The sequence below is a fragment of the Marinobacter shengliensis genome (assembly GCF_030297115.1).
Classification (GTDB): domain Bacteria; phylum Pseudomonadota; class Gammaproteobacteria; order Pseudomonadales; family Oleiphilaceae; genus Marinobacter; species Marinobacter shengliensis.
Window position 1 is genome coordinate 65834 of the sequence record NZ_AP028062.1, and the last position, 12295, is coordinate 78128.

Consider the following 12295-nt stretch of genomic DNA (forward strand, 5'->3'; position numbering starts at 1 on the left):
ATCAGAAACTCCCCTGCAGCGACAGATACAGGCCTTGTTGGTCTTCCAGTGTGGCAATGTCGCCCAGGCTTACGAGGGCGCCGGTAACTGCCAACCGACGGTCCGGGACCCAGGCTATGAACAGGTCCCACCAGTCATCTTCGGCGGCAAAATTCAGGTTGTCCGGCTTTTGCCGGTACTCCGCTCCGACCAGCCACTGACGAGTGAGGAAAATTCCTACGCTGCCTTCCATCATTACCTCATGGCTATTGTTTTGGTCACCGCCGAAACCTAGCAATCCGCCTTGGTTGGCCCGAGTTGCTCGGGCCGTCAGGTTAACCAGCAGGTTGCGATCCAGAACCGCGGCGAAGAATAGTTTGCTTCCGCTGAAGTAGATATCGGTACCAGTGTCATCACGGGCACCGATTGCGGAGGGCACGGTAAAATCCCGCTGGCGCTTGTACTGTACCCCGGCGGACAATTGGCCCCAGGGGCTGTATAACACGTCGCCGGCGAGTCGGACCTTGGCCCCGAATATATCCAGGTTCAGTTCATCCTGTTCAAGGCCGAAGCCGTCTTTGAGGGTAAAGACCAAACTGTCCAGGTCTAGGGTCTGCCGTGCTACGGTGAGCTCCAGCCGGTTATTCCAGTTCAGCCCGGCACCAGTGACCGTGAGCGAGTAATCGTCCACTTCGGCACGGCTGAGTGCCAGGGTGCCGCCCCATTCCTCGTCGCTGGCATAGCTGCCCAGCATTGCCCAGGGGACCAGGCCACCGCCGGCACTGCCCTCAATGGTGGTGACGCCTCCGGTCGCCCAAATCCGGCTGCCAATGTCGGCCATGGCGGTCGATGCCATCAGAAGCGCCATGGTGAGTGTGACCAACAGTCTTGCTGTCATTCTGAATACTCCGGGTTGGGTTGGCTCAGCTCCCCTTTGCGGTCGGCCAGGGCCTGTGCAGTCTCCGGCAGGTCCTCAGGATGAACCGGGCGGCTGAGGTAAAAACCCTGGCCGAGGTTGCAGCCCCAATGTTGCAGCAACTGCCAGGCTTCCAGATTCTCAATGCCTTCGGCCACGACCTTCAGCCCGAGGCCGTGGGCCATATCAATAGTGGACTTTACGATCAGCTGGTCCTGGGGCTCGGAATCCAGCTGCAGCACGAACGACTTGTCGATTTTCAGCTCCTGTACCGGCAGCTTGCGCAGCTGGGACAATGAGGAGTAGCCGGTGCCAAAGTCATCCACCGACAGGGTTACGCCCAGCTCCCGGAGCTGGTTCAGGGTGGCCATGGCCTCCTCCGGATCCTCCATCAGTGCACTTTCAGTGACTTCCAGGGTGACCCGCTCCAGATGGTGGTGCCAATCGTTAAAGGTTTCCGCGATGTGCCGGGTCAGGTCGGGCCAGGTCAGGTCCATTGCGGACAGGTTAATGGCGACGCCCGCGTCGACACCCTGCTCATGCCATTGTCGGGCATCCCTGGCGACCCGTTTCAGGATATGGGCCGTCAGATCGTGGATCTGCCCTGACTGTTCGGCGAGAAAGATGAACTCTTCCGGGGACACAAAGCCCAGTTCCGGATGAATCCACCGTACCAGGGCCTCTACCTGCACCAGCTTCCCGGTCTGGCTGTTCAGTTTTGGCTGGTAGTTCATGTGCAACCCGTCACTCAGGATAGCGGCATGCAGGTCGGTGATCAGTTTCAGTTCTCTGAGATGGCTCTCATCCTGCCCAGGCTGGTATCGGGTAAAGGGTTCTGGGTTTGCCTCGGCCTGTTCGAATGTCAGGTTGAGCCTGCGGCGCAGAGCATCGGTGTCTGAGGCGTCCTCGGGCAATTCCATGGTTACCATGGTGACGCGCAGGGAGAAGGGAGTCTGGTCCACCTGCAGCGGAGACTCAATGAGTGCGTGCAGTTGACGAATCCTGTGGTTGCGTCGCTCCGGGGGCAAGGGGGGAATCAGGGCCAGAAACTCGCCGCCGCCGGTACGGGCAAGGATTCGGGCATCCTGAAGTTCCTGTTGCAGGCGTTTTGAAATACCGATCAGCACCTTGTCGCCGAACTCCAGGCCCAGGGTATCGTTAATGTCGGAGAGGTCGTTGAGCCGGATACCCAGAAGGATGCCCTGGGCTTTTTGTTCAAACAGATCGGCGGCTGCCTGCATCAATGCGTTGCGGTTGCCAAGGCCAGTGACGTCATCATGGGTGGCCGCATAGCGGATCTGGGCTTCCCTTTCCCGGAGACCGGACAGCATGTCCCGCAGGGCGTTCCTGAGCTGGGTCAGTTCGCCGCCGGCCCGGATTGTGGGGGGGCGAGGGGTATTTCCTTCACCGATTGCGCGCGCGTAGCTTGCCAGTTGCAAAACCGGACGCCCCAGATTCCGGGCGATAACCAGGGCCAGCACGATGGCGAAAATAAGGATGGCGGTCACCAGCAAGGCAATTTCCACGGCCCGTCGGTAGTAGTTCTGAAGCGTGGCATCACGGCTGATCAGCAGCACTGCCTGGATGGCGGCGGGCTCCGATTCGCCAAGGTTGATAATGCGTGTGAAATAGCCGGCGCTCTCGATGAAATTGGCGTCCCCCGATGCCCCGGCGAGCTCCTGTTCAAGGTTGTCGTCAATGCTGGCGGTGGCGGCGAAACTGCTCAAACTGCCAGTCTGGTTTGATTGGGCCCGAAAAATTACCGATGTGCCACTGAGCCGGGCAATCACTTCTGCCAGGGGTTGGTCCATGGCGAAACCGGTGACCAGCCAGGCTCGAAGTCCGGGCGCCTCAATCGGAATAACAAGAACTTCGTAACCCCTACCGTCGATTGCCCGCAGTGACCGGGTGAAACCGTTGCGGCGGGAGTTGCTCAGCTGTTCTTGTGATATTTGAGGAAAGGGTTGTTGCAGTGTAGAGGCCAGAGGCTTTCCCTGGCTGTCCAGTAACAGCGCGAAGTCAGCACCCACCCTGCCGCTGTGATTTTCGAGAGCGCTGTCAATCGTGGCCGGGTCTCCGCTGGCGATGGCAGAACGGAAACCGAAATCCTGCACCACGACACTGAGCCGCGACAGTTCCAGCTCGGTGCGCCGGTCAATGACTTCGTTGGTCAGCCGTTTCCCAATGGCCAGTTGTTCCAGGGCCCTGCTTTTTTCATCCTCGAACAGGTACACCATCAGCAGGGCAACGATCACAAGACTGACCAGAGCGACCAGCGAGATCATGGCGGTAATGAGTCGGCCGCGGAACCCGAGACGAGCAGCCAAGGCCATTACAGCTTCCGGAAGCGTTGCTGGAGTCGGTCCAGGGAGCCTTCTGTGGCTGGCGCGGGTTCCAGATCGAGGGTAACGACCACTGTTTGACTGCCGTTACCTATTTCCCGAGTTACCGGGTGAGTGTTATCTAGCAGGCGTGGGTGCCATACGTTCAAGGTTATGCTGCCCTGGTTGTCTTTGGCGACCCCGGGATCGATGGGCAGGGTAACCTGGCCATGTTCGTTGGTCTGGCCGAAGGTCGAAGTGTCTGTGACCACCACAAAGCCTTGCATGTGATCATGTATGTTGCAGCCCAGCTCAACGATGCCAGGTTTGTCGAATATGATCGGGGCGGCAGGGCGATCAGCGTAGAGTTCGATATTGAACGTCTTTGCGGGTGAAAACGAGTAGACGTGGTGTTGTGTATTGTCACGGTTCGGAAAATCCACGCTGGATCCGATGGGAACAACCAGAATATGAGGGTGGAAGGCACGATCCTTCTGATATATTTCTGCGATTACCGGGTCGGGCCTGAGGCCACTGGGCACCGAAACCACGGCATTGGCAACAGGCGCATCGCTGCCAACAAGCCTGACGGACACTGACAGTTCGTGGCCACTCGTTATGGCGGGTATTGCCGGCATTGAAAGGAGCGCCGTCAGGGTGACAGTGGACGTTTTCATGGATTCCTCGAGCATATCAGACCATACCAGAACCGAGCGAAAATCGAATGTGATTCCGTACTAACAGGTTCTCCCAATAATGCCGCATCCAGTCCCAGGCTCGGTTGTTGACTTGGTCGATAAAAGGATCAAGATCAAGATTGTAATAATCCGGTGTGCCGGCGATCTGCAGTACGGTGACGGTAATGGAATCATCGAGTTCGTTAGCGAATGGCTCGCCAATCAGTTCGTGGGCCAGCAGGTTGGCACGGGTTGCCTCCAGATCCACCAGTTCGCTGGCTCGAATTGAGCGGTTACTGTCGTGCATCTCTTCCATCAACCGATGACAGAGGTAGGCTCGTATCAGAAGCCCATCCAGACCGTCGTATTGCACCAACAGCACGGACGGCTGGGTAAAGTAGCGGATAGCGGCGTCGACGAAAGGCTGAAACAGCTGGGACTTGCCGGCCTCCCGTGCGCAGGCATCAACACACTCGATCAGTCTTGGCGCCATTTCGATGTATTCGACGGCAAACTGGAACAACGACGTGGCCGGCTGATAGCCGTCAACCACGATCGCTGTGGGCAGTTGGGCGGCTTTCTCCTTCATCTGCCGGAGAAATGCGCCGGAGCGGGCTTCCTTTCGCCTTGCCTGGTCAATGATGTTGAGAACAGCCTTTGGTGTCATTTCAGGAGATGCCAGTGTATGAACAAGTTGAGGTCGCAAGGCGTTCCCCCTGGGTCGAGGAGTACACGGGCAAAGGCGCCAATGCTGAATCACAAACGCCCCCGCCGTTTCTGATCAGTGTAGCCAAGATTTTGGGCTCTGCTGTGGTTATGACAGAAGTTAACCTTTCACGGCCAGAACGCGGTTCAGGGTCAGCTCTGGCTGAACCAGGTGTCCTGGCGGGTATAACGCCAGCAGAGCCAGCCCATGCTGGCGGCTCTGGCCAGCATCAGGGCTATGAGCGACAGCCAGAGCCCATGGTTGCCCCACCCAGTGCTCAGCCACCAGACCGGCAGGAACACGCCAAGGGCCGAAAACAGCATGGTGTTCTGCATTTCCCGGGTGCGGGTGGCGCCGATGAATACACCGTCCAGCAGGAAACCCCATACCGCGGCCAGCGGCAATAGCCACAGCCAGGGCAGGTACTGCCAGGCCGCGGTGCGCACCTCTTCCAGCCCGGTGAGCAGGCTGATCAGCCATCGACCTCCAAGGACAAAGGCAATGGTCAGTATCAGCGAGCCCCATAAAGACCAGCGCAGGGCGCTTCGGAAAGCCAGGCGAAAGCGCCGCCGGCTGCCCTTGCCAACGGCTTCGCCAATCAGTGCCTCGGCGGCATTGGCGAACCCGTCCAGGGCATTGGAGATCACCAGCAAAAAGGTAATCAGCACAGCATTGGCGGCCAGGATCACATCGCCTTGGCGGGCGCCTTGGGCAGTGAAAAACGCCAGCACCAGCAGCAGTGCGATGGTCCTGACCATGATGTAGCGATTCACCTGCAGAATCGCCAGGTAATCGGACACCTGGCCGATCAGCGCCCGGGTCAGCCGCTGGCCTTCGGGCATTCTGCGTAACACGATGGCAAAACCGATCAGGGCGGCACCGTACTCGGCGATGACCGTGGCCAGGGCCACGCCGCGACTGTTCCAGCCCAGAACCGTCACAAAAAACACATCGAGCACGATGTTGATGCCGTTGGCGATGATGAGCATCACCATAGGCCCCCGGGGGAACTGGGTACCAATGAGCCAGCCCACCAGGGTGTACTGGCACAGCACCGCCGGCGCGCTCCAGATCCTGATTGCCGCGTATTCGGCGGCCAGCTCGGCCACCGCCGGGCTGGGGTTCATCAGGGTCAGGCCCAGGCTGATCAGGGGCTTATGAAATACGATGAGCATCAGGCCGATGCCGACCGCCAGCACGATGGAACGCAGCAGCAGCGCTACCTGGGCGAAGGGGTCACGTTTGCCCCAGGCCTGGGCCGCCAGCCCCGTGGTTCCCATGCGCATAAAGCCGAATGTCCAATACAGAATACTGAACAGGTTGGCACCGACCGCCACAGCACCAAGGTATTCCGGACTATCCAGGTGGCCCAGCACGGCGGTGTCCACCAGGCCGAGCAGTGGCACGGTCAGGTTGGTCAGCATCAGCGGCCAGGCCAGTGCCCAGAGGCGATGGTCTGTACTGGTCATTATGGGCCTTTTATGAGTTATGGTTCTCAAAATTCCGTGTTTATCCGTTTTGGATTTAAGGATTTTTTAGCCTTTTCGCGATCTGTGTCTATACTCGATCCTGATGTATCCATAATCAGGCTTTCACTCTGAGGCCATCCGGTGTTGCGAGCGCCGGGGTGTGTCGCAGGGGGATGACGCAAAATCCGACAAGAATAACACTCTGTGGAGACACAGTATGCGCGTGCATGCCAAGCGGGCAGTAGCCCTAGCCGCTGGTCTGTTGTTGCCGGTCACTGTCATGGCTGACTGGACCATGAACATGTCACCCGGGGTGACCAGCACCAGTAACCAGATTTTCAGCCTTCATATGACCATTCTCTGGATCTGTGTCGCCATTGGCGTCATCGTTTTCGGGGTTATGTTCTGGTCAATCTTTGCTCACCGCAAGTCCCGGGGTGCCAAGCCCGCGAACTTCCATGAGAACACCGTGGTGGAGGTGCTCTGGACCATTATCCCACTGGCCATTCTGGTGGCCATGGCGATTCCCGCCACCGCGACACTGGTCGAGATGTACGACACCACCGAATCGGATGTCGACATCAAGATCACCGGTTACCAGTGGCGTTGGCAATACGAGTACATTGACGACGATTTCAGTTTTTTCTCGAACATGTCGACGCCGCGCGACCAGATCCGCAATCGTCAGGCCAAGGGTGAACATTACCTGCTGGAGGTCGATAACCCGCTGGTGATTCCTGTCGGCAAGAAAGTCCGTTTCCTGCTCACCGCCAACGATGTCATTCACTCCTGGTGGGTGCCGGCATTTGGTGTGAAGAAAGATGCCATTCCCGGGTTTATCAACGAGACCTGGACCCGGGTGGATGTGCCCGGCACCTACCGTGGCCAGTGTACCGAGCTTTGTGGCAAGGACCATGGCTTTATGCCGGTGGTCGTCAAAGCGGTGCCTGAGGAGGAATACAACGAATGGGTGGCGGAGCAGAGAGAAATGGCTGAAATGGAACGCCAGTTGACCGAGAAAGACTGGACTCTCGACGAGTTGATGGAGCGTGGTGAACGGGCTTATGCAACCGCCTGTGCCAGCTGCCACCAGGCTGATGGTACCGGTATGCCTCCGGCGTTTCCGGCTCTGAAGGGCAGCCAGATGGCGCTGGAAGATATGGACGCGCACATCGAAATAGTCGTGAAAGGCTCGCCCGGTACCGCCATGCAGGCCTTCGGCAACCAGTTGAGCGAGGTCGACCTTGCCGCGGTGATTACCTACGAGCGGAATGCCTGGGGTAACAACACCGGCGAAATGGTCACGCCCAAAGAGATTTTTGATTACAAGAACCAACAGTAATCAACGCCAGATAACAACAATCACCAGCCATAACAAACGGCGGTAACGGGGGTTTTCATGAGTGCGGTTGCAGATACCCACACCCAGGACCATCATCATGGCCCGGCCAAAGGCATTAGCCGCTGGCTGTTGACCACAAATCATAAAGACATCGGGTCGATGTACCTGATCTTCAGTTTCGCCATGTTCCTGCTGGGTGGCAGCATGGCGATGGTGATTCGGGCCGAGCTGTTCCAGCCCGGCCTGCAGATTGTCGAGCCGGAATTCTTTAACCAGATGACCACCATGCACGGCCTGATCATGGTGTTTGGTGCGGTTATGCCGGCCTTCGTCGGCCTGGCCAACTGGATGTTGCCGCTGATGGTGGGGGCGCCTGACATGGCCCTGCCGCGGATGAACAACTGGAGCTTCTGGCTGCTGCCCTGTGCCTTCCTGATTCTGGTCTCTACCCTGTTCATGCAGGGCGGTGCTCCGGACTTTGGCTGGACCTTCTATGCACCGTTGTCGACGACCTACGGGCCGCCGAGTACCACCTTCTTTATTTTCGCGGTGCACATCATGGGTGTGTCGTCGATCATGGGCGCCATCAACGTGATTGCCACCATTCTGAACATGCGGGCGCCGGGTATGACCCTGATGAAAATGCCCCTGTTCGTATGGACCTGGCTGATTACTGCCTTCCTGCTGATTGCTGTCATGCCGGTACTGGCTGGTGTGGTCACCATGATGCTGATGGACATCCACTTCGGGACGAGCTTCTTTGATGCTTCCGGTGGCGGTGATCCGGTGCTGTTCCAGCACGTGTTCTGGTTCTTCGGGCACCCCGAGGTGTACATCATGATCCTGCCGGCGTTCGGGGCCATCTCGCACATTGTGTCTGCGTTCTCCCGCAAGCCACTGTTCGGTTATGCCTCCATGGTGTATGCGGTGGGTGCGATCGCTATCATGTCGTTCATGGTCTGGGCGCACCATATGTTCACTGTGGGCATGCCCTTGGCGGGCCAGTTGTTCTTCATGTACGCCACCATGCTGATTGCGGTGCCCACCGGGGTGAAGGTGTTCAACTGGGTGACCACCATGTTCCGGGGCTCCCTGAGCTTTGAGGCGCCGATGCTGTTCTCGGTGGCCTTTATCATCCTGTTTACCATTGGCGGGTTCTCCGGACTGATGCTGGCCATCGCGCCGGCGGACTTCCAGTACCACGACACTTACTTTGTGGTGGCGCACTTCCACTACGTACTGGTGCCGGGTGCCATCTTCGGCATCTTTGCCTCTGCCTACTTCTGGCTGCCCAAGTGGACCGGCCACATGTACGACGAAACACTGGCCAAGACGCACTTCTGGTTGTCGTTCATCGGTATGAACCTGGCGTTCTTCCCCATGCACTTCCTGGGGCTGGCGGGTATGCCGCGCCGGATTCCGGATTACGCCCTGCAGTTCACCGACTTCAACATGATCTCCAGTATCGGGGCGTTCATGTTCGGGGCAACCCAATTGCTGTTCCTGTTCATCGTGGTCAAGTGTGTGAAGGGCGGCAAGAAAGCGCCCGCCAAGCCCTGGGATGGTGCTGAAGGTCTTGAGTGGACCGTGCCGTCACCAGCGCCTTACCACACCTTCTCCACTCCACCGGAAGTGAAATAACCGGGAGACTGCACCATGTCTGAGCAAACAGGTGAGAAAACGCCAGAGCGTAAAAGTAATGCGAGGGTGATTGGCTGGTGCCTGTCAGGGGTGGTGGGCATGTTCGCCTTCGGGTTCGCGCTGGTGCCGTTGTATGAGGTGTTCTGTGAGATCACCGGCATCAACGGCAAAACCGGTGGCCGGTATGAAGCCAGTGCCACCCAGCAGGTGGATGAAAACCGGACCGTGACAGTTCAGTTCCTGGCCAGCAACGGCCCAGGTATGACCTGGAAATTCCGTCCGGTGGTTCGAAGTGTGCAAGTGCATCCGGGGGAATCCGTAACCATCAATTACTATGCCGAGAACCCGACCGATCAGCCCATGGTTGGCCAGGCGGTACCTAGCCTGGCCCCCTCCGAAGGCACTCTGTTCTTCCACAAGACCGAGTGTTTCTGCTTTAACCAGCAACCGCTGGAAGCGGGGGAAAGTGTGGAAATGCCGCTGATCTTTATCGTTGACCGGGACTTGCCGGAACACATCACCAAACTGACCTTGTCATACACCCTGTACGATCAGGGCAAGCAGGCGGAAGTTTCAAAGTCCGACCGGGCGCAGACAACAACTAACAATAACGGCTAAGCCATCGGAGACAGTTATGGCGGATAACCAGACCTATTACGTTCCCGAACAGAGCAAATGGCCCATCGTTGCCACTGTCGGGCTGGGGGTGACCCTCTACGGGGTGGCCTCAATCATGGTCAATGGCAAACAGGGTGAAAGCACCACCGGCTCCTGGATCATGTTCATGATAGGCGCCTTGATCATGGCGTACATGCTGTTTGGTTGGTTTGGCGCGGTCATCCGTGAGAGCCGGGCCGGCCTGTATAGCCCCCAGATGGACCGTTCGTTCCGCTGGGGTATGAGCTGGTTTATCTTTTCGGAAGTGATGTTCTTTGCCGCCTTCTTTGGCGCGTTGTTCTATGTTCGGGTGTTTGTGGTGCCCTGGCTGGGTGGTGAAGGCGACAAGGGCAGCACCAACATGCTCTGGGAGGGGTTCCAGGCCAGCTGGCCGTTGGTGAACAATCCGGACCCGCAAGCCTATCCGGGCCCCACGGAAGTCATCGGCCCCTGGGGCTTGCCTCTGATCAACACTATCCTGCTGGTAACCTCATCCTTTACCGTTACCATTGCCCATCACGCCATGAAGGCGGGTGACCGGGCAAAGATCAAACTCTGGTTGATGGCGACCATTGCGCTGGCGGTTGTGTTCATGTTCGTGCAGTCCTATGAATACCTGCACGCCTATCGGGATCTGGACCTGACCCTGCAATCCGGTATCTACGGCAGTACCTTCTTTATGCTGACGGGCTTCCACGGTGCTCACGTATTCCTTGGCACCTTGATGCTGGTGATCATGCTGATACGAATCAACAAGGGGCACTTCACTGCCGACAACCATTTTGGTTTTGAGGCGGCAGCCTGGTACTGGCACTTTGTGGATGTGGTCTGGCTGGGACTGTTTGTATTCGTCTATGTCATTTGACAACAACGTTGGTCATTACGGGACCGGGGTCGGGTTAAGCACCAGATCTCCGGTCCACAGGGAGGTCAGAACCACGGCAATGAGCAATACGCTCAACGCCACCCGAACCGCCAGGGAGTTCACCACCCGGCTGGTTTTGCCACCGTCGCGGATCAGGAAAAACAGACCACTGAACAGGCTGACCATAACCGCCAACAGCAGTACGACGATAAGAAGTTTTAGCATGGGGTGTCCCTGTTGTTGAATGGTTTTATGGACAGAGTCCCCGGTGCACGATGGGAACCTGATATCACTATAGCAAAGCATGGGTAGGTGCGGTTGATGAATCGCCGATGGCAGTTTGACTGGCGATTGCTGATGTTCAGCGGGCTGCTGTTGCCCGTGCTCCTGAGCCTGGGAGTCTGGCAACTCAACCGGGCCGAGGAAAAGCAGTTGCTTTTGGCGGCCTGGCAGCAACAGGCCAGCCAGGCCGACTGGCCAGAACTGGTCTCAGGCGGATTAGAGAAAGGGCAGCCGGTTGTTCTGACCGGCTGGTATACCGAATACACCTGGCTGCTGGATAACCGAACCCGTGATGGTGTGCCCGGATACGAGGTGTTAACCGCGTTTACGCCGGTAGAGGGGCCGTTACTGGTAGTCAATCGTGGCTGGGTTCGCGGCCCCCGCACTCGGGATCAACTGCCGGAAATCGACACCCCGGGCGGACTGTTTACCCTGGAGGGACGGCTGGATGATTATCCGGTGCCCCCCGTGCTGGCTGAGGATACGGGCCCAGCCAGTGGCTGGCCAAGACGGGTACAGGCATTACCTGCAGCCACTGTTGAAGACACGGTGGCTAGTCCGGCCGGGATGATCCTCAAGCTCTCAGACTCCGAGCAGCCCGGTGCTTACCGCGCCGATCATGCACCGGATGTAATGGGCCCACAGACCCACTACGGATATGCTGTGCAATGGTTTGCGCTTGCTGCAGCACTGACTATATTGACGTTAGTGGCGAGTTATAAAAAAAATGAAAGAATCCGAAAGACAGGAGCCGATAATGACAACGACAACGGCTGATTCCGTGACCGGGCAGGACCCCCTCAGCCCGGAACAGGTTCGTCGTGGCAGGCGCACCGCCCTGCTGCTGTTTGCAGTGGGTTTTGGGCCGATGATTCTGGCCACCATCATGTTTTATACCGGCTGGTTGAATCCGGTTGGTCATACCAACGAAGGCGAACTCCTGATGCCGCCGGTGCCGGTGCAGGCACTGAATCTGGAAACCTCAAACGGGGTGCCGCTGGCAGAGCGCTTCGGCGCTGATCAGGTCGACCCTAACTGGCTTATGCTTGTGGTCTCAGGTACTTGCGGCACCGATTGTGAGGAGCTTCTGTATCTGGCCCGCCAGGTAAACATCGCCCTTGGCAAAAATGCACCTCGGGTCAGCCGGGCAGCAGCGCTGGGCTCTGTGCCAGCCGGGCTCGAGCAACGCTGGCAGGCAGAGTACAGCTCCATGGAGCGACTGCGCCCGGCACCCGGCGCGGCAGCGGCCTGGCCCACTGGCGTGTCACCCGAGACAGCTCCCCGGATCTTGCTGATCGATCCTTTCGGTAACGTGATGATGCATTACGGCACCGAGCACACTGGCAAGCAAATGCTCAAAGACCTCAAGCATTTGCTGAAGTTGTCGCAGATTGGCTGACCAGGGAGAACGGAACGTGACGCAACAGTTTTCCCGGGAGC

Annotated in this window: 12 protein-coding genes; 6 read left to right on the forward strand and 6 right to left on the reverse strand. The window is 58.0% G+C overall.

Features of this window, described 5'->3' with window-relative positions:
• Window position 1: 1 nt before the first annotated feature.
• From QUE75_RS00270 to QUE75_RS00290, 5 genes are all read right to left on the reverse strand, one after another.
• Window positions 2-877 (reverse strand): DUF3034 family protein, encoded by an 876-nt coding sequence (locus QUE75_RS00270; RefSeq protein WP_286252835.1) that lies wholly within the window; start codon window positions 875-877, stop codon window positions 2-4.
• Entirely contained in the window at window positions 874-3228 is a 2355-nt protein-coding gene (locus QUE75_RS00275) for a putative bifunctional diguanylate cyclase/phosphodiesterase (RefSeq protein WP_286252837.1), read from the reverse strand. The genes QUE75_RS00270 and QUE75_RS00275 overlap by 4 nt, the downstream gene beginning before the upstream one ends.
• The gene (locus QUE75_RS00280; RefSeq protein ID WP_286252839.1) at window positions 3228-3893 is read right to left on the reverse strand and encodes a methylamine utilization protein; all 666 of its coding nucleotides are present in this window, start codon (window positions 3891-3893) and stop codon (window positions 3228-3230) included. The genes QUE75_RS00275 and QUE75_RS00280 overlap by 1 nt, the downstream gene beginning before the upstream one ends.
• 16 nt (window positions 3894-3909) lie before the next feature.
• Window positions 3910-4560 carry a hypothetical protein gene (locus QUE75_RS00285; protein ID WP_106694557.1) on the reverse strand — a complete coding sequence of 217 codons (651 nt, stop codon included), beginning with the start codon at window positions 4558-4560 and terminating at the stop codon, window positions 3910-3912.
• Between the two features lie 191 nt (window positions 4561-4751).
• Window positions 4752-6068: an MATE family efflux transporter gene (locus QUE75_RS00290; RefSeq protein ID WP_156471720.1), complete on the reverse strand. Its 1317-nt coding sequence runs from the start codon at window positions 6066-6068 to the stop codon at window positions 4752-4754.
• A gap of 280 nt (window positions 6069-6348) precedes the next feature.
• On the opposite strand from QUE75_RS00290, the gene coxB reads away from it, so the two are divergent.
• The 4 genes from coxB to QUE75_RS00310 are packed head-to-tail and all read left to right on the forward strand — an operon-like array spanning window position 6349 to window position 10573.
• Window positions 6349-7410 carry a cytochrome c oxidase subunit II gene (gene coxB / locus QUE75_RS00295; RefSeq protein ID WP_227510101.1) on the forward strand — a complete coding sequence of 354 codons (1062 nt, stop codon included), beginning with the start codon at window positions 6349-6351 and terminating at the stop codon, window positions 7408-7410.
• Window positions 7411-7467: 57 nt separating this feature from the next.
• Window positions 7468-9051, forward strand: coding sequence for a cytochrome c oxidase subunit I (gene ctaD / locus QUE75_RS00300; protein ID WP_058091851.1), 1584 nt, complete (start codon window positions 7468-7470; stop codon window positions 9049-9051).
• A 15-nt stretch (window positions 9052-9066) separates the two neighbouring features.
• Window positions 9067-9669: a cytochrome c oxidase assembly protein gene (locus QUE75_RS00305; RefSeq protein WP_061331378.1), complete on the forward strand. Its 603-nt coding sequence runs from the start codon at window positions 9067-9069 to the stop codon at window positions 9667-9669.
• A gap of 16 nt (window positions 9670-9685) precedes the next feature.
• Window positions 9686-10573, forward strand: a complete 888-nt coding sequence (locus QUE75_RS00310) for a cytochrome c oxidase subunit 3 (RefSeq protein ID WP_058091853.1) — start codon at window positions 9686-9688, stop codon at window positions 10571-10573.
• Between the two features lie 15 nt (window positions 10574-10588).
• Here QUE75_RS00310 and QUE75_RS00315 read toward each other — a convergent pair whose 3' ends face one another.
• A complete protein-coding gene (locus QUE75_RS00315; protein ID WP_061331377.1) occupies window positions 10589-10798 on the reverse strand; it encodes a twin transmembrane helix small protein in 210 nt (69 codons plus the stop codon).
• A 96-nt stretch (window positions 10799-10894) separates the two neighbouring features.
• Between QUE75_RS00315 and QUE75_RS00320 the strand changes: the two genes are divergently transcribed.
• Entirely contained in the window at window positions 10895-11632 is a 738-nt protein-coding gene (locus QUE75_RS00320) for an SURF1 family protein (RefSeq protein ID WP_286252849.1), read from the forward strand.
• Window positions 11613-12254 carry a hypothetical protein gene (locus tag QUE75_RS00325; RefSeq protein WP_061331375.1) on the forward strand — a complete coding sequence of 214 codons (642 nt, stop codon included), beginning with the start codon at window positions 11613-11615 and terminating at the stop codon, window positions 12252-12254. Before QUE75_RS00320 ends, QUE75_RS00325 begins: the two co-directional genes overlap by 20 nt.
• Window positions 12255-12295 lie beyond the last annotated feature (41 nt).